Here is a 26,140-nt window from a genome sequence, read left to right as displayed (position 1 = left end):
TCTTATTTAGATCATCTAGTGATTAATCGTCGCAGTGAGGATTACCGTCAATACAGCACTCCTCCTGCAGGAATTCCACCAGCCTGAATAGTTCTTCATACTGAGGCACACAATAGAGGGTGCGGCCCTCTCGTCGTTGAATGACCAACCCCACAGATACCAAACGGTTAATGTGGTGGGAGAGAGTGGAGCCAGGAACATCCAGCGCTTCCTGTATTTCTCCAACAGGCATGCCCTCTGGGCCACCTCTGACCAATAGGCGGAATATTTCCAGGCGGGTTAAATGGCCTAATTCAGCGAAGCACTTGGCGGCTATGTCTGTCTGCATTGTTGTGTTCCTGGGGCTCCAATATTTCTATATTACTAGAAATAACTTGTAGTCACAAAAAAGTTGCACTAATATATTTCCATTAATCTAGAAATATGGAATGAATGTAATGTCTCCAGAAGTTCTTGTAATGCTTGAAGAGGCGCTGGGCATGTTTGTATGGCTCGGTATCGAGCTGACAGCGTTATTTTTGGTAATCAGTTTTATTATTGGCGTAATTCAGGAATACCTGCCGTCAGGAAAAATCCAGGCTATTCTCAGCTCAAAGAATGGCCGTGGCTACTTTTCTGCAGCGATACTCGGTGGTCTGACGCCATTCTGTAGTTGCTCAACCATCCCTATGCTGAGCGGCCTGTTGAAAGCCCGAGCCGGTTTTGGACCAACAGTCACCTTCTTATTCACTTCGCCACTTTTGAATCCCATCATTATTGGTCTATTCCTTGTGACCTTCGGCCTTAATATCACTTTGGTTTATGCCGCAACGGCACTGGCAGTTTCAGTGACTGCTGGGTATGTATTGGAGCGGCTCAACTTTGCTCGCTTCATTCGCCCGGAAGTATTGAAGGGGAATACTGGAAGCGGCTGCTCTGGTGCGAGTAAACCCAGGAAACCAGAGACTGGCGGCTGTGGTGCCAGTGCATCTGCAACTACTTGTACAGAAGAGAAAGCTTGCAATGGACCGCTTCCCCAAGTCGCCGCTTGCGATGGTACCGTTGCATTGAGTGCCGTGCAGGACAATCGCTGGGTGCGGATCTGGCGGGAAACCTGGAGCCAGTTTAAGAAAGTACTGCCCTACCTGTTGATTGGGATCGCAATCGGTGCTTTCACCTACGGCTTTATACCTGCAGATTTCATTGCAAAGTATGCTGGAGCCGGTAACCCTCTCGCCATCCCTTTCGCGGCAGTAATTGGGGTCCCGCTATATATCCGTGCTGAGGCCGTAATCCCCTTATCTGCGGCGCTGCTCGCAAAAGGCATGAATATGGGGGCAGTAATGGCATTGATTATTGGCAGTGCCGGTGCCAGCCTAACTGAGGTGATCCTACTGAAGTCGATGTTCCGCAAACCAATGGTAGCGGCTTTCCTGCTAGTGATCTTCGGTATGGCAATTTTTGCAGGTCTGCTGTTCCACCTGTTTTTCTCATAAACCCCTGAACCACATGTAGGAGCAATGATGGACTTTGATAAAAATAATTCCGGTGCTGAAAATCACTTTGTGCGTAACAGCCCATCGGCACTTAAAAATATTTTTGGCACAGAGAAAGTAACTCCCTTTTGGGTAGCGGATATGGATTTCAATGTAGCCGACCCTATTAGAGCAGAATTGCAAAGGTTGGTGGATAGAGGGCAGTTCGCCTACGAGTTCTACCCCGCGGGGATCTTTAGTGCAATTAGTAGTTGGTATCAGCGGCGTCACAATTTGCGGTTAGAAACGGATAAATTTGTTCAGGTTACAGGCGTTTTGACTGGTATTGCGCTATTGATCCGTGAGCTTACTGAAAAGGGTAATTCCGTTCTGGTTCAGCCCCCGGTCTATCACCAATTTAGTAAAGTGATCCAAAGTGCAGGCCGTAAAATTGTTAAAAGTCCGTTGCGAATGAGTGATGGAAGGTACCGGATGAACTTTACGGATCTGGATAAGCAGTTCGCAGATCCGGAAGTAAAAGCAATGATCCTTTGCAATCCGCACAACCCGGTTGGGAGGGTCTGGCAAAAGGAAGAGCTGGAAAAGCTCCTGCAATTAGCCAATAAATATAATGTGACCATTATCAGCGATGAAATCCATGGTGATATTATTTATTCGGGTCATCAATTTACCAGCTTGATGGCTCTGGATTCAGAGAAACATGTAGCCTTGATTGGCTCGCCAGCTAAGACTTTTGGTATGCAGAGTATTTCCAATGGATACATCTATACCCAAAACAGCAGGTTGCTACAGGCAGTTAGTGATAAAAGTGAATCCATGTATCTGAATCAGGGCAATGCCTTCACCACTTTTGCAACTATTGCTGCTTTTGAAAAGGGGGATGCCTGGCTGGATCAGTTACTGGCTTATCTTCAGGATAACTTGGGTTGGATAAAGGAGTTTTTGCTGGAGGAATTATCGGTTGTAAAAATGACGTCCGTAGAAGGTACCTATCAGGTCTGGCTGGACTTTTCAGAAACTGGCTTTGCGGGTAGCGAGCTTACTACAAAATTGGCTGAAGCCGGCTTTGGCGCATCGCCAGGAACCTGGTTCGACGACACAGCAACACAGTTTGTACGGATGAACTTTGCTGTACCCAGGGCCGATATAAAAAAGGCCTTCCTGCGTTTAAAAGAGGTTTTTGCAAAGCCCAATACAAGTTCTGGGAGCAGTGCCGGTGATAGAAAGTGTTGTGGCTGCTGCGATTAGCTCAAAGTATCATCGTTTGCTAGTTGTCTATTGTTAGTAAGTATTTGGGCAGCCTCCAGTGCCGCTCAAGAAGTTCTTAAGGCTACCAGGTAGATAATGGTCCCAGCCACTTTTGCACATATCCCAACATTTCATCTCAGGGGAAAGGCCAATGTGGGTAAAAGTAACCAGAGTTCCCTTATTTTCCTCAGAAAACTCGAAGCGCAGGGTACTGCCCTTCCACTCCTCGGGGTCGTCCACGTTATCGGACACCATATTCGACTCAATGCATTCGAGCTCAATCAGTTTTTCTGGCTTCAATGTTTTGGCGCGGAAAACCCAGTAAGACTCTCCCTTAAACCCGGTTTTGGCAGTGTCGCCCACCTTTAGAAAGGGTGCGCTTACCGGTGTCCACCACTGGGACATTTTTTCGGCTACCGCTTTATAAGCATCTCCCTGGGAGCTTGGGCTAAAAAATGAGGTGGTGTAGTTGGACATTACCGCTCTCCATAAGGTTGTTGTAATTGGCCCAGCAGGGCATTCATTAAATACTATTTATCTTTTACCAATAATCCAGAGACTTCGCCTTTGGGGTCCAGTTTTGTATGCAAGTTAATGAACACTTTATTATCCATTAATCCTTCCCGATAAGGTTCCTCGACAAGCCATCTCCCCATAATAAAACCGCTGTTGCCCTCAGAGCATTTCTTTTTAAGTCCGTGTTTATCCTTGTCTGTTTTGGTAGCGGGCCAGTCTGGGACCATCCCCGGTTGGGTTGGCATACCACAGATAGTTTGAATAATCGGGCCGCTCGCCTTGCCAGGCTTGCAAATAGGAGGTTCCTTGCCGTCGCCCGAACACTGAAGGTGGAAATGCGACATGGCGACTCCACCCTGTGATAGATCACTGTACCCAACCATAAAGCTCAGCATATGCGTCTGGTTGTTATAGGCGCCGATTAAGAAACCATTAGCATCTTTAGGGGTTTGCGGATTGACTTTTTTACCGAGCATATTTTCATTAGCAGTGGTTAGGTCAGCTTTAAAGATGGTAAACCGCTTGTCATCTCCCGCATCAGACCAGGCTTTCTCGCCAGCACCATGTTTAGCGGTTGATGTATCTTTTTCTTTTTTATTGTGGCTATCGGCAGTTGTGAAAGTGGAATAGGCCAGTATAAGCATCGCCATTATTGAAAAAACGGCGATGGGCAATGAATTCAGTTTCATTAACCTCTCCTCTTTATTAAATCAATATTGTCATTGCACGGTGGAAAATGGGATGCCAGCCCCTAAACAAGACTTATTCACCATGATGAACGGGGACAAATCATGGGGTGTATTGGCGATAAGTACTTGTAGCATATGTGGTAGGTATTGGCCTTACGGGGCCAATTTAAAAGACAGTATTTTTTACCCTATTTTTTATCCTAGACATGTTTAGGGTTGGGCGAACCCCGCGGTGAGAGCCTGGCTCACAGCGACCTACTGGCTCACGGAGTGGGGAATCAATCGGAAAATATTGGGATATTTCGCTGAATTTTATTAACAGAGGTATTTGCCAAATTTAAAAAACTGGTTACGGAGCTTATTTATCCGTGCCCAATGATTCTTCTATCTAGAGTGGGGTGCTATCACCCCACATCCTTCCAAACCAATTCCCGCTCCCGGGCATACAGGGGAATAAAGTTAAACCGCACTTCTGTGCCCCCCTCATCGCGCCGGCGAATATTTAATTTGCCGTTCAGGTTGCTGGCGCGCTCCTGCATAATCGACATGCCAAAGTGATTGCGCTTTTCCGGAGAATTGCTGATACCGACGCCATTGTCACGGATACGCACGTTGAGAGAGTGATTCTCGGCCTGGGTAAGGCTGATCTGTACCATATCCCCTTGGGAGTGGTAGACGGCATTTTGCGAGGCCTCCCGCACCAACTGCAAAAGGTGAATTTCCTCATGGGGAGTGAGAGGCACCTCGTTGAGGTGATAGTCGAGCAGGATGGTGATTTGCGGGTGTTGCTCACGGTAAGCGAGGATGGATTGCTCGAGGATATTACGCAGGCCACCGGGGCCTATTTGCAGGCGGAAGGTGGTGAGCAGTTCGCGCAACTGGCGATAGGAGGAGTCCAGCCCCTCCTTCAATTCGGTAATAATTTCCTCCACCTTGGCTTTGTCCATCTGCTCATTGCGGTTGGCGCGATTGAGCCGGGTAACCTGGATTTTCAGGTAGGAGAGGGATTGTGCCAATGAGTCGTGCAGTTCCCGCGCGATTATTGCGCGTTCATCCAGCAGGGCGACGCGGCGTTCCTGGGCTTCACGCTCGTTGATGGCGATGGCAGCGGTAACGCTGTCGGCAAAGGTAGCCAAGCGTTGTTGCTGCTCCTCATCGAGGCTTTCACCGCGGGGTAGGGTGCACATCAGTACGCCGTAATTGCGCTTGTCCACTTCCAGCGGGAAGCGGTACACGCGGTAGTCGCCCTCGTCGGAGGGACCACAGGTGCTTACGCACATACGGCACTCATTACCGTCACACTGGCTGTTGCCGAGGCCCTGCACCAGGTGCTCGTAAGGAGCTTCGCCTTCGGGAGTCATCAGGCAAAGGTCCAGGTTGCTCAGATCGGCCACATTAGCGAACTCTCCCAGCCATTGTCCCAGCTCAGCACTTGCCAGGGGGCCCTCGCTGATACGTCGCGCCAGGCGGTATTGGAAGTCCAGTGCCTCGTGACTCTTTTGTAATTGTGCTGTTTTGAGTTCTACACGATGGGCAAGGTCACGGTGGGTTGCGTGGATCTCATCGCTCATGTAATTGATGGTGCGCGCCAACACCCCCAGCTCATCCTCACTGTCGATTTCCAGGCGGTGCCCGTTGAAGTCTCCCTGTGCAATGCTCAGGGAGCGGTTGGTGAGTTGCTTGAGTGGTTGTTCCACGGAGCGGTGGAGTATGTAAAGAGACAGGTACACTAGCGCCACTATGGCGAACAGGGAGCCCACCTGTACCAAGCGCAGCAAGCTGATCTTCTCTTCAGCGATGGTTTGGTAGTCGGATACCAGGGTATCTACATCGCCAATAAACGGTTCCAGGCGGTTAGCCAGCTGCAGAGAGTCCATGGGCAAGCGGCCGGCGGCAATGGATTCCAACAGGGGGCGTATCTCCCCTTCCCAACTATCGATCACCTTGCGGTAGTTGTGTGCTGCGCGCAGGTTGTCGCTGGCGTTGAAGTCGGAGATGCTCAATACCCGAGCCAGGCGCGATGCAACCTCATCGGCGAGTTCGGTAGTGGCATCAATATCGCCGGAGGGGGCGGTAGCGGCCAGCCGGTAGCTCATGGCGCGCAGGGAGCCAGCCAGGTTTACCGCGGCGGCATCGTTTTCGGCGGCATCGGAGATGATATAGGACGCCACCATGGAGCTCAGGGCCACCAGCACGGTGAGCAGCATCAGGGTACCGATGCGGTAGACGATGGATTGTCGGATTCGGTTCAGCATATCTGATTCACTTCGCCCCTGGGCGGTTGTGGGAACTCCTCCCTATTGTGCCGCCCACGGGTGCTCAAATTTGTGAGTACCACCAAAGAACGCCAGTTTTGCACAAAATTTAACCTGATGCCTGCTTTTTAAGCGGAGGCCCAGCCACTCTGCGGTTCGCGCAATACCTTAGCCATGAGTTGGCGCCATTTCCCTACCCACTCTGGGGTAGTTCGTCGCTTTTCTACCCCTTTTTGGTCAGGTGATCCTTCCGCACAGCGCTTTTATATTCCCCGCTAAACCGATGCTTTAACCGCATTTCGATGCCCTGGGAGTACCGCATGAGCCATTTCCTGGACCGACTGAAATACCTGAAGAAACAAAAAGAGCCTTTTTCCGGAGGACACGGGGAAAAGACCGATGACGACCGCAGCTGGGAAGATGGCTATCGTCGCCGCTGGCAGTTCGACAAGATTGTGCGCTCCACTCACGGGGTGAACTGCACCGGCTCCTGCAGCTGGAAGATCTACGTCAAAGACGGCCTGGTCACCTGGGAGACCCAGCAGACCGACTACCCGCGCACCCGCCCGGACCTGCCCAACCACGAGCCCCGAGGCTGCCCCCGTGGTGCCAGCTACTCCTGGTATATGTACTCGGCCAACCGCCTCAAGTACCCGAAGATCCGCAAGCGCCTGGTAAAACTCTGGCGCGAAGCCAAGTTGAGACACAGCGATCCGGTAGAGGCCTGGGCCAGCATTGTTGAGGACCCGGCCAAGGCCAGGTCCTACAAAGAGCGCCGCGGTATGGGCGGATTTGTGCGGATCAAATGGGATGAAGCCAATGAGCTGATCGCCGCTGCCAATGTATACACCACCAAGAAATATGGACCCGACCGGGTAACCGGCTTCTCGCCGATTCCCGCCATGTCCATGGTCTCCTACGCTGCCGGTGCCCGCTATTTGTCATTGATCGGCGGTAACTGCCTGAGTTTCTACGACTGGTACTGCGACCTGCCGCCCGCCTCTCCGCAGATTTGGGGTGAGCAGACCGACGTGCCCGAGTCCGCCGACTGGTACAACTCCAACTACCTGATCGTCTGGGGTTCCAATGTGCCGCAGACCCGTACCCCGGATGCGCACTTCCTTAGCGAGGTGCGTTACAAGGGTGCCAAGACCTGCGTAATCACTTCCGACTACTCCGAGTGCTCCAAGTTTGGTGATACCTGGCTGGCACCGCGCCAGGGTACCGATGCGGCCCTGGCGATGGCCTTCGGCCACGTGATTTTGAAAGAATTCCACGTCGACAAGCCCAGTGCTTACTTCACCGAATATGTGCGCACCACCACCGATATGCCGATGCTGGTGACCCTGGAAGAGCGCGACGGCAAGCTTGTACAGGGCCGCTTCCTGCGCGCCTCCGACCTGGCGGATGACCTCGGCCAGGACAACAATCCCGAGTGGAAGACCATCGCCGTCAACCATGATGGCCAGCTGGTGTCACCCCAGGGATCTGTAGGTTACCGCTGGGGCGAGCAGGGAAAATGGAATATCGAACAGCGCGATGGCCTTAGTGGCGAAGAAGTAGAGTTGAAGCTCAGCCTCAAAGACTGTGCCGATGAGATCGCCCAGGTGGCCTTCCCATACTTCGGTGGCCAAACCCACGAACACGATTACTTCCAGCACACCGATCACAGTGACGTGATCGACTACAAGGTGCCGGTAAAGTACGTGCAGAACAAAGACGGCGAGGTACTCAAAGTCGCCAGCGTCTACGACCTGACCCTGGCCAACTACGGCGTAGAGCACGGTCTCGACGACCCCAACTGCGCTCACAGCTACGACGAAGACAAGCCCTACACACCCGCCTGGCAGGAAAAGGTGACCGGTTGTCGCCGCGAGAATGTCATCCAGGTAGCGCGTGAGTTTGCCAACACCGCTGACAAGACCCGTGGACGCTCCATGGTGATTGTGGGTGCCGCGCTCAACCACTGGTACCACATGGATATGAACTACCGTGGCCTCATCAATATGCTGATGTTGTGCGGTTGTATCGGTCAGAGTGGTGGTGGTTGGGCCCACTATGTAGGGCAGGAAAAACTGCGCCCGCAAACTGGCTGGACCCCACTCGCTTTCGGTCTCGACTGGCAGCGTCCGCCGCGCCATATGAACGGCACCTCCTTCTTTTACAACCACGCCAGCCAGTGGCGCTACGAGAAGTTGGAGATGGACGAAGTGGTTTCGCCGTTGGCCGACAAGAGCAAGTGGCAGGCTTCCATTATCGATTACAACAGCCGCGCCGAGCGTATGGGCTGGCTGCCCTCCGCACCGCAGCTGGGTATGAACCCGCTGCAACTGACCAAAGATGCCGCTGCTGCGGGTATGTCCGCCAAGGATTACACCGTACAGCAGCTCAAGCGCGGCGCGCTCAAGTTCGCCAACCAGGACCCGGATAATCCGCAGAACTTCCCGCGCAATCTATTTATCTGGCGCTCCAACCTGCTGGGTTCCTCCGGTAAGGGCCACGAGTACATGCTGCGCCACCTGCTCGGTACCAAGCACGGCCTGATGGGTAAGGACCTGGGCGAAGCCGGCGGCAAGAAACCGGAAGATGTGGCCTGGCACGATACCCCCAGTGAGGGCAAAGTCGATCTGCTGGTGACACTGGACTTCCGTATGTCCACCACCTGTCTCTACTCCGACATCGTGCTGCCGACGGCCACCTGGTATGAGAAGGACGATCTCAATACCTCCGATATGCACCCCTTTATCCACCCGCTCACCAAAGCGGTGGACCCGGCCTGGGAAGCGCGCAGCGACTGGGACATCTTCAAAGGTGTGGCGAAGAAATTCTCCGAACTCACCGATGGCCACCTGGGGGTGGAAAAGGATCTGGTAACCCTGCCAATCCACCACGATACCCCCACCGAAATCGCCCAGCCCTTTGGGGTGAAGGCCTGGTGGAAGGGCGAGTGCGACCTGATCCCCGGCGTTACCGCGCCGAGCATGATCGAGGTGGAGCGCGACTACCCCAACACCTACAACCGCTTTACCTCTATCGGCCCATTGCTGGAAAAACTCGGCAACGGCGGTAAGGGCATCAGCTGGAATACTGATGACGAGGTGGACTTCCTCAAGAAGCTCAACCGCACCTGGAATGATGAAAGCGCCCGCGATGGCCGCGCCCGTATCGACAGCGCCGTAGATGCCGCCGAGATGATCCTGTCTCTGGCTCCTGAAACCAATGGACAGGTAGCGGTGAAGGCCTGGGAAGCCCTGGGCAAGATTACCGGTCGCGATCACACCCATCTGGCCAAGCCCAAGGAAGACGAGAAGATCCGCTTCGCCGATATCGTGGCGCAGCCCCGCAAGATCATCTCCTCGCCCACCTGGTCCGGCCTGGAAGATGAGCATGTGAGCTACAACGCCGGCTACACCAACGTGCACGAGATGATTCCCTGGCGCACCATCACCGGCCGCCAGCAGTTCTACCAGGATCACGAGTGGATGCGCGACTTCGGCGAGACCATGTGTGTGTACAAGCCGCCCATCAACCTGAAAACCGTACAGCCGGTGCTGAACCAGAAGCCCAACGGCAACAAGGAGATCCTGCTGAACTGGATCACCCCGCACCAGAAGTGGGGCATCCACAGCACCTACTCCGACAACCTGTTGATGCTCACCCTGTCTCGCGGTGGCCCCATCGTGTGGATGAGTGAGAACGACGCCAAGCTGGCGGGTATTGAAGACAACGACTGGATCGAAATCTTCAACGTCAACGGCGCCATTGCCGCCCGCGCGGTGGTGTCCCAGCGGGTGCCGGACGGCATGGCCATGATGTATCACGCCCAGGAGCGCATCGTGAATACACCGGGAGCGGAAACCACCGGCACCCGCGGCGGTATCCACAACTCCGTAACCCGCGCGGTGATGAAACCCACCCATATGATCGGCGGCTACGCCCAGCAGTCCTACGGCTTCAACTACTACGGCACTGTGGGCTGTAACCGGGATGAGTTTGTGGTGGTGAGAAAAATGAACAAGGTCGACTGGCTGGATGGCGAAGACGTCAAAGAGCCGACGCGAGAGGAGGTGTAACAATGAAAGTTAGAGCCCAGATCGGCATGGTGCTGAACCTCGATAAATGTATCGGCTGCCACACCTGCTCGGTGACCTGTAAAAATGTCTGGACCTCCCGCGAGGGGGTCGAGTACGCCTGGTTCAATAACGTCGAGACCAAACCCGGCGTCGGCTACCCCAAAGAGTGGGAGAACCAGGACAAGTGGAATGGCGGCTGGACCCGCAAGAAAAACGGCAAGTTGCAGCCGAAGATCGGCAGCAAGCACCGGGTGCTGGCGAATATTTTCGGCAACCCGGATATGCCGGAAATCGACGACTACTACGAGCCGTTCGACTTCGACTACCAGACCCTGCACAAGGCGCCGGAGCAGAAGCACCAGCCGGTGGCCCGCCCGCGCTCGCTGATCAGTGGCGAGCGTATGGAGAAGATCGAGTGGGGTCCCAACTGGGAAGAAATTCTCGGTACCGAATTCGACAAGCGCAAGAAGGACAAGAACTTCGAGCAGGTCCAGGCAGATATCTACGGTGAGTTCGAAAACACCTTTATGATGTACCTGCCGCGCCTGTGTGAGCACTGCCTCAATCCCGCCTGTGTGGCCTCCTGCCCAAGTGGTGCCATCTACAAGCGCGAAGAGGACGGCATCGTCCTGATCGATCAGGACAAATGTCGCGGCTGGCGCATGTGCGTATCCGCCTGCCCCTACAAGAAGATCTACTACAACTGGAAAACCGGTAAATCCGAGAAGTGTATCTTCTGCTACCCGCGTATTGAGGCGGGCCAACCAACTATCTGTTCCGAGACCTGCGTGGGCCGTATCCGTTACCTGGGGGTGCTGCTCTATGACGCCGACCGCATCGAGGAAGCTGCTGCGGTAGAAGACGAAAAAGCCCTCTACCAGGCCCAGTGCGATATCTTCCTCGACCCCAGCGATCCCAAGGTCCAGGAAGCTGCCCGCGCCGAGGGTATCCCCGAAGCCTGGCTCGAAGCTGCGCAACAATCCCCGGTGTACAAGATGGCCATCGACTGGCAGATCGCCCTGCCGCTGCACCCGGAGTACCGCACCCTGCCCATGGTTTGGTACGTGCCGCCGCTGTCTCCGATCCAGAACGCAGTGCAGGCCGGCCAAGTGGAAACCGTCACCGTGGGCCGCAGCGCCGAGATCCCGGATCTCTCCACCCTGCGCATCCCGCTGCAATACCTCGCCAACCTGCTCACCGCTGGCGACGAGAAGCCAGTGGCCCGCGCCCTGGAGCGCATGATTGTGATGCGCGCCTATATGCGCGGCATCCATGTGGACGGCGTACAGGAACGCGAACTACTGGAAGAGGCGGGCCTGACCGTACAGCAGGTAGAAGAAATGTATCGCTATATGGCCCTGGCCAACTACGAAGACCGCTTCGTAGTGCCCTCAAGCCATAAGGCCTACGCGGAAAACGCCTACGACATGAAGTCCTCCTGTGGTTTCAGCTTCGGCAACGGCTGTAGCACCGGCAACGACAGCACCAATATCTTCGGCGGCAAGCAGCACGCAGTGCGCGAAGTAATACCAGCCAAAGTGGTCGACTGAGGCCGAGGGGAGAATACCGATGAAAGTGTTAAACCTGATTGCCCGCCTACTGGATTACCCATCCGAAGAGCTGGTGGCGCACCTGGATGAGCTGACCAACTGGGTGGCGGAATCCGAGGATCTGGATGCACCCCTGCGGGATATGTTGCTGGCATTTATTTCCCACTACGAGTGTATGGATGCGCTCGACTGGCAGAGTGAATACGACGGCCTGTTTGAGCGTGGCCGCGCCGTGTCCCTGCACCTGTTCGAGCATATTCACGGCGAATCCCGCGATCGCGGCCAGGCCATGGTGGACCTGATGAACCGTTACCGAGCCGCCGGGCTGGAGCTGAATGAGCGCGAACTGCCAGATTACCTGCCCACCTACCTGGAGTTCTGCGCCACCCAAGGTGAGGGTGCCTATGAGTGGGTGCACGATATTACCCATGTGATTGCCCTGTTAAGCGCGCGTCTTTCCAAGCGCGAGAGCCCCTACCACCTGTTGATGGATGCGCTGTTGCAGATGGCTGGAGTCTTCGTCGACCTGACGGCGCTCAAAGAGGAAGTCGCCAATGAGGAGCGCGACGATACCCCCGAGGCGCTGGATAAGATCTGGGAGGAAGAGGTGGTCAGCTTTACCGGCGCCAACAATTGCGACCAGTCCATATCGCGGCCCAGCGCCGCGCAGCTGCGCGACGGCCAGCCCCTTACCTGGGCCCCCAGTGCCAAAGATGCCGCGCAGAATTCTGCCCAGCCCGCACCACAGGAGTAACAAGATGAACTATCTGAATACGCTGCTCTTCGCCATTTACCCTTTCGTCGCCCTCACGGTCTTCCTGGTGGGGAGCCTGATCCGCTACGACCGCGACCAATACACCTGGCGCACCGGCTCCAGTCAGTTATTGGAGCGCAAACAATTGCGCATCGGCAGTTACCTGTTCCATATCGGGGTGATCGCCATTCTCGCGGGCCACTTTGTCGGCCTGCTCACGCCCAAAGCGGTGTGGCACTTCCTCGGCATTGAAGCCTCCACCAAGCAGATGATGGCAATGGGGATCGGTGGTTTCTTCGGGGTGATCTGCTTTATTGGCCTTACCATTTTGATCAAGCGCCGCCTCACCAATCCGCGAGTGCGCGCCACCACTTCCAAAATGGACCTGACCATACTGTTGATGCTCTACGCCCAGTTAATCCTCGGCCTGATCAGCATCCTGGTTTCCGCCGGCCATATGGACGGTGCCGAGATGCTCAAACTGATGGCCTGGGCCCAGTCCATTGTCACCCTCGATGGCTCCGCAGCCGCAGCGGCTATCGCCGACGTGAATATCATCTACAAGCTGCATATTTTCCTCGGCATGACCCTGTTCCTGCTGTTCCCCTTCAGCCGCCTGGTACACGTATGGAGTGTTCCGGTGCAGTACTTCCGCCGCAATTACCAAATAGTCCGCGCCAAAGCCGCGCGCTAATCCCAGCAATTGTTAACCCGGCCCGCTATGAGCGGGCCTTGTGTGGAGTAGAGTCATGAGTGCATTACTGGCCTCCGACGCCGCCGGGCGCGAATTCGAACTGGCTGAAGCCGTGGCCGTTAACGGCAATGAAATCCCCGCAGACCTGATTTACCAGGAGATGCAATACCAGACCGCCAACTCCCCGCGCCAAGCGATTTATCGCGCAGCGCGGGCCCTGGTTATCGGTTGGCTTTTACGGGAAAAGGCCGCGGGGCAGGGGCTTTGCGCCGCCGATGAAGATCTGCATAGCGAAGCTTTCGATCACGCAGTTTCAGACCTTTTAAAAGGCGAGTTACAAGTGAGCCCGGCCAGTGAAGCCGAGTGCCGCGCCTATTTCGAAGCCCACCCACATAAATTCCGCTCCGATCCCCTCGCCGAAGTGCGCCATATCCTGATCCCGGCCGCACCGGATGACTCCGAAGCTTGCGCCAAAGCGCGCGCCGCCGCCGAGGATATGCTCAAGCAGATCCGTGCCGATGCCAATCCGCTACAGGCCTTCGCCCAGTTGGCCCAATCCCACTCCGCCTGTTCCTCCGCCGAAGCCGGCGGCAGTCTCGGCCAAGTGGGGCGCGGTGATACCGTCGCCTCCTTCGAGCGCGCAGTGTTCGAGCAGGGCACCGGTTTGGTAGCGGAACCCGTGGAAACACCTTACGGTGTACACCTGATTTATGTAGAGCAATGCGAGCCGGGCCGCCCGTTGGAATATGAATATGTTGCGGAGCGAATCGAGGAATACCTGACCGAAAAACGCCGCCGCCAAATGACCAGCGACTACCTGCAAAAAATGGTGCAGGCCGCGCAAATATCCGGCCTGGACCTATCGGGGGAGGCCCACTGAGGTGGCAGAGATTCGCCAACTGTTCGCGCGAAATCGCGCCTGGGCAGAGGAGAGGACGGCAAAGGACCCGGAATTTTTCCAACGTCTGAGCCGTCTGCAGGTTCCCAAGTATTTATGGATCGGCTGCTCCGACTCCCGCGTGCCCGCCAACGAGATTGTGGGTATGGCACCGGGGGAGCTATTCGTACACCGCAATATCGCCAACGTGGTGGTACATACAGACTTCAATTGCCTCTCGGTGCTGCAATACGCCGTAGAAGTACTCAAAGTGGAACACGTGGTGGTGTGTGGCCATTACGGTTGTGGCGGTGTACAGGCCGCCATGGGTCACAGTGAATGTGGCCTGGTGGATAACTGGCTGCGCCATATCAAAGATGTCTACGCCCGCCACCAGCAGGAACTGGAATCCCTCGATAAAGAATCGCGTTCGGCACGATTGTGCGAATTAAATGTGATGGCACAGGTACAAAACCTGGCCATGACCAAGATAGTGCAGCACGCCTGGGACCGAGGCCAACGCCTCAGCCTGCACGGCTGGATCTACGATATTCGCGATGGCCTGATTCGAGACCTGGGTATGCGGATGGACGATCGCGGCCAGGTGCCGGAGATTTATCATGTTTATGGTGGGGTGTCGGAGGAGGGGTGAGGCTTTACTGCGTATCTTAATCAGAAAATCCCTAAGTTATTTTCTGCTCAAGCTTCTAATAATTGGGCGCAGTATAACACCCGTGGTATACACGGCTTTGAAATGAAGGCAAAGTCGAAATGGAAAAGCCGATACCGAGCCTGTGAGTGTTATGTGGCTAGCTCGCTTCTGATCTGCACCTCAGGTGCAATATGATGCAAATCAATATAAAGCTCAAGCATTGGTCTTCAGCCATAATCATCTCAGTTACAATTTACAGAAATTAACTACTGCTCATCAGCTTGTATTTGTTTCTCGGCCAGAATTTCTTGCTGCTTCTGTTTGGCACGCTCTTCGCGCAGCCTGTTAGACTTTATAACGAACTTACCATCAATAAAGTCAAAGTTTTTTGTAGAAATAAGCGTATATAAATCGTCTTTTTCACCAGAACCCTCTGTAACAAAGACAAAATAATTTTTCCCAACTTGGTCATCCGGTATTCTTAAGGTACAACTGGTATTATAATCATGTACTGCTGAAATAAAATTCTTCTTTTCCCCTTTATATATTTTTATCACTTCAAACTTAGCGACCTGAAGATATGCTGGGACATACATTAAAGATAAAAGTTTGCCTTTAAATACGGATTTTGAACGTTTAATAACTTTCTGAGGGTTTTGAAGAGCAATCGTTCCAGGGGCAATTATACAGGCTGATGTATTCAGGCTAATCAGTATAAAAAAAAGAGCTATAAGAAATTTCATAAAACAAAACATCATTAGCAATTGTAAATTAAGGGGCTGAAGTGATTTTTCCGTTCACCTAAGTTTATTAATTTTGTCCAGCTCCATATGTAGCAGAGGATACGGTTTTCCTTGACCATCTAGCGGAGATCTACCTACTACAGTAAAACCTAAATGCTTATAGAACTCTAGGGCTTGAAGATTCTGTTCGTTGACGTCAACTTTTGTCACACCTAGATTTTCAATGGCATACTTAGTTAAAAAAGTTCCAACGCCTGAGCCTCTTGATTCAGGCGCAATGAACAGCATTTCAATATTCCCGTTAAGAACTCCACAGAATCCAAGAATCTTTCCATCCTCATTTTTTGCACACATCAGGTCTACTGAGTCGAAGTATTGTTCTAATATGAGCGGTTTAAGAATGACAATATCCTCTTCTTGCAAAAAATCGTGAGTAGCTCGAACAGAATCCTCCCATATTTCGATCAGCGTTGAATAATCGCTTTTACCTGTTGTCTCTACTTTCATATATTATTCTGATAGATATGTAATACCGAGAGAATCGGCATGCCGTGTGAGGCGTAGCATTTCCAGTAGGGCCTGTAAGGCCGAAATAAAAAGCATATACCTTAGTATATGAGCTTCACTCCTTACATTTTAATTTCTTGAACTTTCGCACTTTTGTACGAATATTTTTCATTGGGGATGAAGTGTTAAATTGAATCATTCGTCCCAGTGTGTAATTTTTATACCAACTTCTAGCATAGAGTTCATCGTTGCTCAGTGACTCGATTAGCTGCAATATTTGCTCGGTAGTTAATTGAAACTCTGATAGCAGATTTTTATAAGACCAATCTCGATATTGCCTGTGAAAATGATGAGCTAACCGACCAAGTTCATTCCATTGATAACCTGTTTCAGGAAAGTCTACCTTAAGTCCTCTTGATGTGAGGTCATACCATTTCAGGACCAGTTTTCCCCATCCAATCAAATATGACAGTGTATCGCAAACACTTATCTCAGTATTCTTTATATTACCTTCAACACCAATTTGTCGTGAGTATTCTTCCGGGATTTCTGAATAATCCGTAAGAAGTTTATCAAAAGTGGTTCGAATGGCTTGATGCAACTCTTCTTTATTCTTGGGTATTGATGACATAGTTGATTAATTTACATAATGCCCAGCATAGCGGAAGTTTTGTAGCAAAATGGTTTGCATGCTAATGTCATAGCAAACGTAAAATGAGCTGAAGGAAAACTATTCAGCTGATGCTAATTGTTTATCTCCAAGAGTACCCTTGGAAATTTTAAATATCCAATGAGCACCAACTAAAATTGGTAAAATCCATGGCGTGGTTACCGGCTTAAACAATTGACTGACACTAACTTCACCAACTAAAAATAAGCAAGCGATACTTAGTACTCCAGACAAATAATAATAAGTACATTTTGTTAATATTAAGCTCACCCTAAACTCAAGAAACAGAAACATTCTCCATAATGAATATACTCCAAGAATACCACCAATGTAAGCTGGAATAATGAATTCAGGACGGAGTAATATTCCAAATGGAAAAAGTAAAGTGGCAAACAAAATAATGGCTGTAGATGGCAGTACCACCACAGTGAACTCAGTCCAATGTATGAAACGCTCAATCATAAAAAGCTAATGCTCTAAAAGCGGGTGGCCGTAGAAGCTAGGGTTGCCGGATGCACGTTTTCCGTGCATGAAATTGGTTGGCTTGTATGATAAATATTATCCAATTCCTTAGCACGGAACTAGACTCCCCGCCTGGCCAATAGCTTTAAGGCAGGCATTGAGTGCTTCTGTTGTTATCCTGGCTCCATTAAAAACGATGTCACATAAGATAGCAAAGACAAAGCTCAAGTAACTAACATATGCGAAACCGGTATAGTCATTGTAAATTATGGTGTAGAACCAATTCTGCTCAAAGAGATAAAAATATGAGCATATACCTGTTGATGCCAGCATTAACCCAGCAGGCAGGAATAATTGTTTGATAGCCCTAGGCTGCATAAATGAAGCAATTAATAAAAAGATAAAAATAATTGAATTCGTAGCCAAGAAAATACGTACGTCCAAAGTTAATTTATGGACAATTTCCATGTACTTGATATGGCTGAGATCAATTAGTTTGGTCTTGGCAGTCTCAAGCGAGGCAAGCTTTGACTGCATAGATACCCTGATTGATCGTTCCCATTTTCTTCGACATTCGCAATCCAGATTTCGAAGTTTTGCAATTTGATTTGCAAGAATGGCTGGTGCATCTTCTTTGAGCTGTTGCTTTACCTTTTCAAGATCCCGCTCAGTTTTAGCTCGAAACTCTCGCGCTTTGGCACCTAGCAGATCTTCTAGCTTCGTTGGCGCAGGAAGTCGTAAGGCATCAATCCTTTTATCGGCTTCAGATTTAAGCTTCCATTCGATAAAGGAACTGCCTGATTTTTCTATGATATGAGGAGCGGCGAATGTAAATAGAAATAGAGGAACAAATAAAAGCACCCCTAGAAGCCCCCAAATTCTTAGTGACACTTTTTCCATGTATTACTCTGGTACCATTTAATAGCGTATTAAAAAGAAATTATATTATATCTCGTTATTCTATTCCTTTAGATCACAGGGTCAAATCGTTAAAACTCAATAAGTTTGAATTACCCCGGCACTAGCGCCGACAAAAGTTGCAAGAAAGCTTCAACCAGGCTCTATTTATTTCCTGCACAACTTATATCTTGCAGCTCGACTAAAAAAGTGACTGTCAACTTCTCAGTTTTTGTTACAGCAACACCCTTGTAGCTTGGGCGGGTCCTATTTTCATAGGCTTTTAATGCCGAATTTTTGGGGCCGGAGTCTAGAAGCGGAGTGATGGAACGGAGGTCTCAGTCGCAATACGGCGACAATAACAGCGAGCAATCTATGGGTGGGCAAGATCGCCAGGTAGAACAAGCAATACTACGGTGCATTGAGTTTAGCCACAGACGCCTCAATAGAAGAGAGGACATTTCTCACACGTAAGCGCAACATCTCGACCTTTGTAACTGTTTCACGTGCTCCGAGTTCACCGTACCAAAAAAAGTGATTGCCAGGGACACGGGCGTTTAGTGCACCAGAGGTTGCATAACTAAACTGATCCATTAAATTCTGCCAATTCTCCGGGTCAATCTCTTCGGATTTTGACAAAGCAGGAAGCGCGATATTTCGATATAAATGCTGAACCTGATAAAGCCCCCAATTGCCTCGATCAGTTAGCGCGTGGTCATTGTCTAGCACTTTATTACCAGAGATTGTGACGACCATGGGAAAGTCGGTAAATTTAAGGGCTCCTGTATCGGCAATTGCCCAATCCAGATCCTGTACAAAGTTGCCGTTATCATAGCGAGACGCAATCATAATCGCATTTAGGGCTACCGGAATTTCTCCGAGTACATCACTTTCGAACGTCTCCCAAGGAATAATAACGTGCCCGTTCATCTTGTTCTGAGCAGTCACGTACCTCTTAAACAATTCGTAGAATTGCGGCGCTTTCGAAAGCCCATTCTTTGACTTTGAGATTGCACTTGGTGCAGCCAGTAGCAAAGGGATAGGTGGGGTTGATGCAATTGAAACGTAAAGGCTCATATCCAGCCCGGCCGCCTGTGAAGCCTCGTAAACTGATTGAGTAATCTGCCCGCCTGCGCTCCAACCAAGAACAATGATCTCACCCGAAAGCCCATGCTTGTCCACGTAGTGTTTGGCGACCGCAGCTACTTGGTTGCCCCAATCACGGATCGAGAATGCAGGGTAGACCTTGGAATAGACCTTGTTTCCAGTCGGATAAGATGCGCCAAGAAAAGAAAACCCTTTCTGCCCAAACCAATAGGCGAGAAAATCCTTCTCGTCGCCACCAGGGTAGCCATAGGCGACACGAGCTAGATGAAACCCACCCGGAACGAAGATCACCAGAGGTTTTTGAGGATCGCCGGCTTTGAAATAATTCAGTGTTTCTATGCCGTTGGTTAGTAGCATCTCCTCACCTGGATAAAGGTGAGCATTTACCTTGGTTTTTTCGACCGTCCAACTCTGCACAGCCTGGGCTCCCAAAGAGACTAAAGAAAAGAAGAACGCATGCAACACCTTAATATATAGCCTCATTTTTAGGCTCCTATATGGGCTTAATACCTATTTATAGGCTTTTCTCATCATTAATCACTGAAATATTTCTTTCTATAAAGCTTCTATAAGCTTTTTGGGGGAGGAATGGGGATTTGTTCTTTACATTGAATTTTCCCAAAATATCCTTAACTTGTGTATCTATCATTATTTCTCCCACACCCACCCCTTTTTTAAGAAGCTCTCGAATTTTGTTTACCCATTCGAAAGTATTTTTCCTAAATTCAAGTAATGAGAGTTTACTTGATGGAACACCATGCCCCGGTATTATCAAGCTTTGCTCATCACATAGATTTAAAATAGCATCAATCGCTTCATTAAAGCCTTTAATTCCGCCAGAATAAAATACTGGGTGCCAGCTTTTATCGAATACATCACCGACAAATATTGAATTACTTTCCTTATGGTAATAGATATTGTCGATTGCTGAATGAGACTTGACTTTAATGTGGGTAAAGCTATCCAAGTTAAAGGTATTCTCTATAAGTTTTCCACCTCGCTTTTCAAAGTACTCGTTTCCACCGGTGTGGTCAGAATGTGCGTGTGTGTTTAAAATGAAAGAGATTGGCTTGTTGTGAATTAATGTTTGCTGGTGAGAACTAGCTATTTCATTGAATGAAAACCGATATTATTTCCTTCGGTATCTTGCGCTATTGCGATAAAACCATGCTCCCCAATAGACATTTTTGGCACTACTAGCTTCCCACCTGCTGGTTCGACTCTGGCCAGTTCAACAGAACAATCTTCGCAATCAAAATACACTAGGGTGCTATTACCTCCAGCTTCAACACCATCCATTTTACAAATTGCTCCGCTTGCCCCCGGCTCTTGTTTCATTGGAAATGCCCACATCTCGGGCTGAGGAAAATCTTTTACTTCGTCGGGATTGTCTAGTCGAGTCAACTCCTGCTTGAGAACAGCTTCATAAAAGGACTTTGCGCGTACCATATCATTTACATAAATTTCAAACCAACAAACTGCATTTGTATTCATTTGAGCATCCTCACTGTTAAGTATCTAAGTATGGTTTGTATTTCTGGAGACATAACGAAGTTTTAGAAAAATCATCCATATTTTACGTTGGCGCGGAGCTATTCTCTATTTGGCTAGTAAGGCCAATATACCCGCCGCCTTCAGCTCACCCTATTATGAGTCAATTTTACGCGCAATAATGAAAACTACCATATTATGCATTCCATGTTGCCATTGAACTTCAATGGTAAAACCAGCGTCTTGAATTTCTTTCGCTAATTTTACTTTTGTTAGGATGAAGACATCGGGCATTATGCCCATGAATTTTCCCAGAGGTGCTAAGAGCTTAATAAACCGTATATAGGAATTGCCCATACAAACGGTACTACTCACGAAAACACCACCAGGCTTGAGGATTCTAGCAGCTTCTGCCAAAACATCTTTTCTATTTGGTAGTAAGTGAATAACATTTAAACCCAATACTGCATCAAAACTCTCAGACTCAGCATTGAATTCGGTTAACGTACCTCTGGTAAATCTAATATTATCGATGCAGGCTTCCCTGGCCTTAGTTCGACCAATCTCAAGCATGTTTTCAGATATATCTACCGCTTCAATATGTTGCACATACGGAGCGTGGTAAATCGCCGTAGTCCCTGTTCCGCAGCCAAACTCCAAAATATTCATATCGGGCGTAAAGAATTTTTGGGTATCTGAGAGCTTCTTCTGATAACTTGCCTCGTCAGAAATAGGGCTCCTAGCATACTCCTTTGCTTTTCTATCCCAGAACTTATCAGACCTAGTCATATCAGTTCCTATATAAACGCCAAGGCGTTATCGACGCTGTTTATTTACTCCCTGATTCATAAAGCCTCAAGCTGCGGACCGAAGCGTCCGAAAGCCTCAATATTTTATATTTCTAAAACCCATTAAGGACACCCCACAACTTATCCCAGCGTTCAAGCTTTTCATCGGCACTCAAGAGTCTTGGCTGAATTTGAATAGGATTGCCAAGTTGATTCACGCCTTCCAATAAATTGGAATTTACTGCCCCGCGAAGCTGACCATTTATATTGCAACCTACGGCTAGTAGTTCATTACAAGCTTTGCAATGGTAGAAATTAGCAAGCTGATCACCATTTTGTTTGGTTGAAATCCCATCACCAATGAAAGCCACTGACATATTCGGATCACTTATAATAAGTGACGGGTTGGCTTGGCAATAATTACAATCGCAAACGCGCGGATTCAAACCTTCGAGCGGTCCAGCTAACTGAACTTCAACCCGCCAACGGTTACATTTACACGATCCCTTAAAGAGCATAATAATTAGTGCCAATTACGATGAAAGATACGCTTGCCTCAATTGCCGGAGGCTACTGGCGCATTTTTTGCCGGTATTGTGGCAAAAAAAGGTAACAGCAACCGGGGATCAGATTGCAGGCATTTGGTACGCCCAGCATAGGCGTGAACTAATAGGATGAAACTTCCCTGTAGGAAGATCACCATTTAATGGCATTCCATTAAATGCTAACTACCAGCGAATGGCAACTGCAACATAGAGAGAAAGAGGCCATTAGCAAAACTACCAGCTGATGAACAGAAACGTCATATAAGGCTTAACCTAAAGGCGAGTTGGCCAAGGACGCCGCTAATGGGTAGAGTAAATGATGCAGTTGTGTAGTGGAAGTTCACGCTCTTATCTGGGGAGATCTGTTTAACTTACTATTGCTGAAGCTGCCAGTGTGGCCGCAGAATCATAAGTAGGCCCACCCGCTAGCCACCATCGCGGGGATAGAACAAAGTGGTGGAACACCGCAGCGCCTCGGTCAGTAATGACCAAAGTGATTTGGCAGAACTCAGCCGACAGCATAGTAGCCTAATGCCAAGATTAATACCTTGGTCATGGTGAAGGCTTGAACCTAAATCCATGAGTTAAAAGACAGGGCTAGCCTACCGATATGTTTCCAATCGGATATAAAGTTGAGGTAGCGCACTGACATGGCACTCGACTCAAATGAAGACCTGCTCGACACTATCGTTGAGTAGAAATTCATTACGGATAGGGAGCCGCCCATTGCGGACCCGTACGATGGATGGTGTGGAGGCCGGTAGCTAGAAACTACCGGTTACCCGATTTAATTTTCTGCTACCTCACTTTCAGATTCATAAACAATGGAAAATCCATTTTACACGGTGAACCCGAACATTTAGCGGGCTTAAATTCGGTCTCCCTCAATACCACAATTGCTAATTTAGTCATAAGTTCGCTCGGAGTATCGAATACAGAAATACTCTCTACCTTACCCTCTTCATCAATTAAAGCTATGATATGTAATTTCCCTTTTTTCAATAGCTTTTTATGCCCAGCATATATAGGCATATAGAGTTCCTGAAGCCCATTAACAGGAAATGGAGGCTCATCGCCTTCATTTAGATTTTCATATATGGAAGTGAATCTTTTCTTCTGATCTTCGCTGAGTTTTCCATAAGGTTTATCAAACGGGATATTCCAAGATATCGCCACTTGTTTGATGCGGCTTCCGTTACCTGGTTCAGTCTTAACATTGAATACTTCCGCACATATGCTGCTTGAGGAAATTAGTAACCAGATATATAAAATATATTTTCTCATCGTCCATTCTATACTTAAAAAGTAAGCGATATTACCAGATCGTAGGTGAGAGTTGTATTTAGAGTACAGGGATAGCACCGCTGAACGCCAGGGCCTGGAAAGCTCAAAGGGGTGTGACATCAACAGACAAATACGGCTATTCAACAGAGGTCCACCTTCTTGCGAGCAGCACCGCACTATGGGCGGTGTGGGGCCGGTAGCTAGAAGCTACCGGCTACCCGATTTATATCCTTAGCTAAATAGTGGCACATCATCATGGATGTTCGACCAAGGTGGTTTTTCTGAGGTATACACTTGGATTTGTGGTGCTAGCTCATCAGTATAATTTTTAATTATACCTAGTGGTAAAACAAAATCGGCCGGGAAATGCTTCCCGTTAATAAGGTGAGTTGGTGTTCCACATGTGGAGCAGAAATTTTTGTATGATTTTTCGGTAGCTTGGTAACTGATAACCGAGTCTTCACCTTTAGATAATGAGAATTGTTCTTTTGGAACAACAGCATATGTACCGTGATCAGAGCCTTGTAACTTTCTACACATAGAGCAATGACACTTCACTACTGTCTTAATAGGAAGATCAAATTCCCAAGCTACAGAACCACAATGACAGCCGCCTTTTATTTTATTCAATTTCGCATCTCCGTGAAATAAAACCGTTGGTTATATTCATTTATTTTATTTTCTTCGGTTTAAGATAAAGCTACATGTTAAACGACATATAATATATGATACAGATCATATTAAATTGTAGGCACATAAGAACTCATGCCTTATACAAAAGAGCATAAGGAAATTACTCGTAGACGAATTCTTGAAAGCGCATTCAGGCTTTTTACGGTCAAGGGTTTTGATGGCATTACAGTGGATGGAGTGATGAAAGATTGCGGGCTCACCAGAGGAGCGTTTTATGCTCACTTTGACAGCAAGGCAGTGTTGTATCGCGAGTCCTTAAAATTTGCAGTCAATGGCACTAAGCTTGCCGAACTTAAACCAGATGGCACTACCGATAAGGAATGGCTATGCCTACTGCTTGATGGATACCTTAGCTTAGAGCATGTGCGGGGTGAATACCCATGTCCACTTGCATTTTTAGCTACGGATATAACCATGCAGGATGAAGAAACAAAAGCAACTTATGCAAGCATCTACGATGGCATGAACCAAGCAATTTTGGAATACGCTAAAAGCTATGTTGATTGCGACGAAGATGACATTTTGTCAGTAACTGCAATGCTCATTGGTGCAGTAGCCATAGCAAGAATCATAGGTAACGAGAGTTCCGTTACAAAATTATTGCAAGCGTGTCGCCAACAGGCGGGGTTGAAATTGGGTGGAATATAACGCTGCATACATGGGCGGTCGAAACAAAGTGAAGCGGCGTATAGGCCGCCCCAAACTGCACTATTTTTAGAAGAGTACTGCGCTTGATGGGTTGATTAAATACAACCCTCCGCCAATATTAATTGACTATTAGTTGTCTTGTGACGTATCTCAAATAGATCCTGTGCTTCCGGATCAGCTAAAAATTCTTTTGCTTTTTCAGTTGATGGAAATTCCAATATCACCAACCTCTCCGGAATCCAATTACCTTCCATTATTTCTGGAACCACTCCTTTTACAATGTATCTGCCGCCATGCTTTTCAATAAATACCGGTATTTTTTCAGCGTATTCTAAGAAGCTCTCTAATACTTTAATTGAGAAATCTAAAACCAAATACCCTTTCATTTGCATTTACACCATAATCTCTTTTGATGCATAACGCCTCAACCAGCCGGCCGCGAAGCGTTCGGCTGGATTAACTTATTGTGTGATATGTTCTCGTACCAGTCGGCACGCGAGTACCGGACTGGGATTTGCTTCGGTCAGCACTTGGGTATTGCCTTCGATGATCATGAATCTCTGGGCGACTCGTAAGCTGATTAAGCAATTCGAAAGGAAGTTGGAGGACTTCGGGAAAACCGATGCCTGGAGGCGGTTCGCGTTATCATCTCCAGTGAAACTTAGGTCCACGCCGGCCGTCCGCCTCATTCACCACGCACGAGTAATTGCAGGTCCTCCGGATTCCCTTCGATAAGGCGGCTAAGGGATTCGGCGCGCGCGATCCGGCCGTTTCTTAGCGTGTACAGACTGATTACCTTGATCGTGAGCTGTTGGCCATCTTTCGCCGTCGCATGCACCAGATGCATGTCAGCTATCCGATCGCCCTCGCCAATCACGGAAAGGTAGTCGAACCTGACGGCCGAGTACTCCATTCGGAACAAATTGATACGCGAATCGAGTTGGGATCGGCCAATCGTTGTGTCGTCGATAACCTGCACGAAGTCTTCGGTAAAGTAGCGGTCGGTGACCTTAGAATCAGCGTTTGGATCACATACCACTTTGGCCATCTCATCCAGAAACGCTTCGGCCTGTTCACTATTCATTTTTCGGTTCTTCTCCGTTCGCGTCAAATAGTGGCCGAACGTATGGCCAGGTATCTACCACTGTCTAACGCTAAGGTTGACCGAGCCGTCATGCAGCTCGCAAGAATATAACAAACTAGGCGAAGCCTATCTCTCGAATTTGATTATAGCGGCTTCGGGCCAGCGCTCTGCTATGAACAAGTTGGTCCGCCCAAACCTTCGGTAGCCGGGTGGCAGTAAAGACAACCGCTGCCCTGAAAGTCGAAAGTTAGTAATGCACGAGTATTGCACCGGTTCATGATACTCGGGTGAGAATTTCCATGGAATGCGTGTACAACCCTGTTTCTATCAATCCAGAAAGCTCCCCATGCGTCACATGTCTCCAGGCGGAGTTTGCTGTGAATAGGTTTGGGTCTGAAGCGGAGCGTAGGCCGCACAGCCTAGCCAATGGCTGGGCGA

27 protein-coding genes and 1 pseudogene are annotated in these 26,140 nt (G+C 49.4%); 9 read left to right on the top strand and 19 right to left on the bottom strand.

Features of this window, described 5'->3' with window-relative positions; all coding sequences use genetic code 11:
* Nucleotides 1–22: 22 nt before the first annotated feature.
* Nucleotides 23–328 (bottom strand): ArsR/SmtB family transcription factor, encoded by a 306-nt coding sequence (locus ABWV76_RS08985; RefSeq protein WP_020413766.1) that lies wholly within the window; start codon nt 326–328, stop codon nt 23–25.
* Between the two features lie 109 nt (nt 329–437).
* Here ABWV76_RS08985 and ABWV76_RS08980 point away from each other — a divergent pair, with 109 nt between their 5' ends.
* Both ABWV76_RS08980 and ABWV76_RS08975 read left to right on the top strand, forming a co-directional pair.
* Nucleotides 438–1,475, top strand: coding sequence for a permease (locus ABWV76_RS08980; RefSeq protein ID WP_353375806.1), 1,038 nt, complete (start codon nt 438–440; stop codon nt 1,473–1,475).
* 27 nt (nt 1,476–1,502) lie between these two features.
* A complete protein-coding gene (locus ABWV76_RS08975; protein ID WP_353375805.1) occupies nt 1,503–2,723 on the top strand; it encodes a MalY/PatB family protein in 1,221 nt (406 codons plus the stop codon).
* Nucleotides 2,724–2,756: 33 nt separating this feature from the next.
* Here the strand turns inward: ABWV76_RS08975 and ABWV76_RS08970 are convergent, their stop codons facing one another.
* The 3 genes from ABWV76_RS08970 to ABWV76_RS08960 form a co-directional block, all read right to left on the bottom strand.
* A complete protein-coding gene (locus ABWV76_RS08970) occupies nt 2,757–3,200 on the bottom strand; it encodes an SRPBCC family protein (protein ID WP_353375804.1) in 444 nt (147 codons plus the stop codon).
* Nucleotides 3,201–3,253: 53 nt separating this feature from the next.
* Entirely contained in the window at nt 3,254–3,928 is a 675-nt protein-coding gene (locus tag ABWV76_RS08965; protein WP_353375803.1) for a CHRD domain-containing protein, read from the bottom strand.
* 404 nt (nt 3,929–4,332) lie between these two features.
* Nucleotides 4,333–6,183, bottom strand: coding sequence for a histidine kinase (locus ABWV76_RS08960; RefSeq protein ID WP_020413761.1), 1,851 nt, complete (start codon nt 6,181–6,183; stop codon nt 4,333–4,335).
* 320 nt (nt 6,184–6,503) lie between these two features.
* Here ABWV76_RS08960 and ABWV76_RS08955 point away from each other — a divergent pair, with 320 nt between their 5' ends.
* Genes ABWV76_RS08955 through can form a run of 6 tightly spaced genes read left to right on the top strand, consistent with a single transcriptional unit; the run spans nt 6,504 to nt 14,783 of the window.
* Complete coding sequence (locus ABWV76_RS08955; RefSeq protein ID WP_353375802.1) at nt 6,504–10,256, top strand: nitrate reductase subunit alpha; 3,753 nt, start codon at nt 6,504–6,506, stop codon at nt 10,254–10,256.
* A 2-nt stretch (nt 10,257–10,258) separates the two neighbouring features.
* Nucleotides 10,259–11,806, top strand: a complete 1,548-nt coding sequence (gene narH / locus ABWV76_RS08950) for a nitrate reductase subunit beta (protein ID WP_020413758.1) — start codon at nt 10,259–10,261, stop codon at nt 11,804–11,806.
* A gap of 19 nt (nt 11,807–11,825) precedes the next feature.
* Complete coding sequence (narJ, locus tag ABWV76_RS08945; protein ID WP_353375801.1) at nt 11,826–12,560, top strand: nitrate reductase molybdenum cofactor assembly chaperone; 735 nt, start codon at nt 11,826–11,828, stop codon at nt 12,558–12,560.
* Between the two features lie 4 nt (nt 12,561–12,564).
* A complete protein-coding gene (gene narI, locus ABWV76_RS08940; RefSeq protein WP_020413756.1) occupies nt 12,565–13,254 on the top strand; it encodes a respiratory nitrate reductase subunit gamma in 690 nt (229 codons plus the stop codon).
* A gap of 55 nt (nt 13,255–13,309) precedes the next feature.
* On the top strand, nt 13,310–14,134 hold the full coding sequence (locus ABWV76_RS08935) for a peptidylprolyl isomerase (protein ID WP_353375800.1): 825 nt from the start codon (nt 13,310–13,312) through the stop codon (nt 14,132–14,134).
* A 1-nt stretch (nt 14,135) separates the two neighbouring features.
* Nucleotides 14,136–14,783 carry a carbonate dehydratase gene (can, locus tag ABWV76_RS08930; protein WP_353375799.1) on the top strand — a complete coding sequence of 216 codons (648 nt, stop codon included), beginning with the start codon at nt 14,136–14,138 and terminating at the stop codon, nt 14,781–14,783.
* Between the two features lie 266 nt (nt 14,784–15,049).
* Here can and ABWV76_RS08925 read toward each other — a convergent pair whose 3' ends face one another.
* From ABWV76_RS08925 to ABWV76_RS08865, 13 genes and pseudogenes are all read right to left on the bottom strand, one after another.
* A complete protein-coding gene (locus ABWV76_RS08925) occupies nt 15,050–15,526 on the bottom strand; it encodes a hypothetical protein (protein WP_353375798.1) in 477 nt (158 codons plus the stop codon).
* A gap of 54 nt (nt 15,527–15,580) precedes the next feature.
* Complete coding sequence (locus tag ABWV76_RS08920; RefSeq protein ID WP_020413752.1) at nt 15,581–16,033, bottom strand: GNAT family N-acetyltransferase; 453 nt, start codon at nt 16,031–16,033, stop codon at nt 15,581–15,583.
* 115 nt (nt 16,034–16,148) lie between these two features.
* Nucleotides 16,149–16,664, bottom strand: a complete 516-nt coding sequence (locus ABWV76_RS08915; protein ID WP_353375797.1) for a ClbS/DfsB family four-helix bundle protein — start codon at nt 16,662–16,664, stop codon at nt 16,149–16,151.
* A 99-nt stretch (nt 16,665–16,763) separates the two neighbouring features.
* Entirely contained in the window at nt 16,764–17,165 is a 402-nt protein-coding gene (locus tag ABWV76_RS08910) for a hypothetical protein (RefSeq protein ID WP_020413750.1), read from the bottom strand.
* 108 nt (nt 17,166–17,273) lie between these two features.
* On the bottom strand, nt 17,274–18,065 hold the full coding sequence (locus ABWV76_RS08905; RefSeq protein ID WP_353375796.1) for a hypothetical protein: 792 nt from the start codon (nt 18,063–18,065) through the stop codon (nt 17,274–17,276).
* Between the two features lie 408 nt (nt 18,066–18,473).
* A complete protein-coding gene (locus ABWV76_RS08900; RefSeq protein WP_353375795.1) occupies nt 18,474–19,652 on the bottom strand; it encodes an alpha/beta hydrolase in 1,179 nt (392 codons plus the stop codon).
* Nucleotides 19,653–19,683: 31 nt separating this feature from the next.
* Complete coding sequence (locus tag ABWV76_RS08895; RefSeq protein ID WP_353375794.1) at nt 19,684–20,136, bottom strand: MBL fold metallo-hydrolase; 453 nt, start codon at nt 20,134–20,136, stop codon at nt 19,684–19,686.
* A gap of 36 nt (nt 20,137–20,172) precedes the next feature.
* Nucleotides 20,173–20,250, bottom strand: a pseudogene (locus ABWV76_RS08890) (MBL fold metallo-hydrolase); the annotation flags it as partial.
* Between the two features lie 23 nt (nt 20,251–20,273).
* Nucleotides 20,274–20,663 carry a VOC family protein gene (locus ABWV76_RS08885; RefSeq protein WP_282951951.1) on the bottom strand — a complete coding sequence of 130 codons (390 nt, stop codon included), beginning with the start codon at nt 20,661–20,663 and terminating at the stop codon, nt 20,274–20,276.
* Between the two features lie 153 nt (nt 20,664–20,816).
* Nucleotides 20,817–21,449, bottom strand: a complete 633-nt coding sequence (locus tag ABWV76_RS08880; protein ID WP_353375793.1) for a class I SAM-dependent methyltransferase — start codon at nt 21,447–21,449, stop codon at nt 20,817–20,819.
* A gap of 112 nt (nt 21,450–21,561) precedes the next feature.
* Nucleotides 21,562–21,825 (bottom strand): hypothetical protein, encoded by a 264-nt coding sequence (locus ABWV76_RS08875; RefSeq protein ID WP_020413743.1) that lies wholly within the window; start codon nt 21,823–21,825, stop codon nt 21,562–21,564.
* Nucleotides 21,826–22,791: 966 nt separating this feature from the next.
* Nucleotides 22,792–23,277: a hypothetical protein gene (locus ABWV76_RS08870; RefSeq protein ID WP_353375792.1), complete on the bottom strand. Its 486-nt coding sequence runs from the start codon at nt 23,275–23,277 to the stop codon at nt 22,792–22,794.
* 231 nt (nt 23,278–23,508) lie between these two features.
* Nucleotides 23,509–23,907 carry a GFA family protein gene (locus ABWV76_RS08865; RefSeq protein WP_353375791.1) on the bottom strand — a complete coding sequence of 133 codons (399 nt, stop codon included), beginning with the start codon at nt 23,905–23,907 and terminating at the stop codon, nt 23,509–23,511.
* A 135-nt stretch (nt 23,908–24,042) separates the two neighbouring features.
* On the opposite strand from ABWV76_RS08865, the gene ABWV76_RS08860 reads away from it, so the two are divergent.
* The gene (locus ABWV76_RS08860) at nt 24,043–24,618 is read left to right on the top strand and encodes a TetR/AcrR family transcriptional regulator (protein WP_353375790.1); all 576 of its coding nucleotides are present in this window, start codon (nt 24,043–24,045) and stop codon (nt 24,616–24,618) included.
* A 95-nt stretch (nt 24,619–24,713) separates the two neighbouring features.
* On the opposite strand, the gene ABWV76_RS08855 is transcribed toward ABWV76_RS08860, so the two are convergent.
* The gene (locus tag ABWV76_RS08855) at nt 24,714–25,004 is read right to left on the bottom strand and encodes a DUF1330 domain-containing protein (RefSeq protein ID WP_353375789.1); all 291 of its coding nucleotides are present in this window, start codon (nt 25,002–25,004) and stop codon (nt 24,714–24,716) included.
* Nucleotides 25,005–25,303: 299 nt separating this feature from the next.
* On the bottom strand, nt 25,304–25,702 hold the full coding sequence (locus ABWV76_RS08850) for a nuclear transport factor 2 family protein (protein ID WP_353375788.1): 399 nt from the start codon (nt 25,700–25,702) through the stop codon (nt 25,304–25,306).
* Nucleotides 25,703–26,140 lie beyond the last annotated feature (438 nt).

This window comes from Microbulbifer sp. NBRC 101763, from assembly GCF_040371615.1.
In the GTDB taxonomy this organism is placed as follows: domain Bacteria; phylum Pseudomonadota; class Gammaproteobacteria; order Pseudomonadales; family Cellvibrionaceae; genus Microbulbifer; species Microbulbifer variabilis.
The sequence above is the reverse complement of the archived record's forward strand: the minus strand, read 5'-3'. Positions and strand labels throughout refer to the sequence as shown.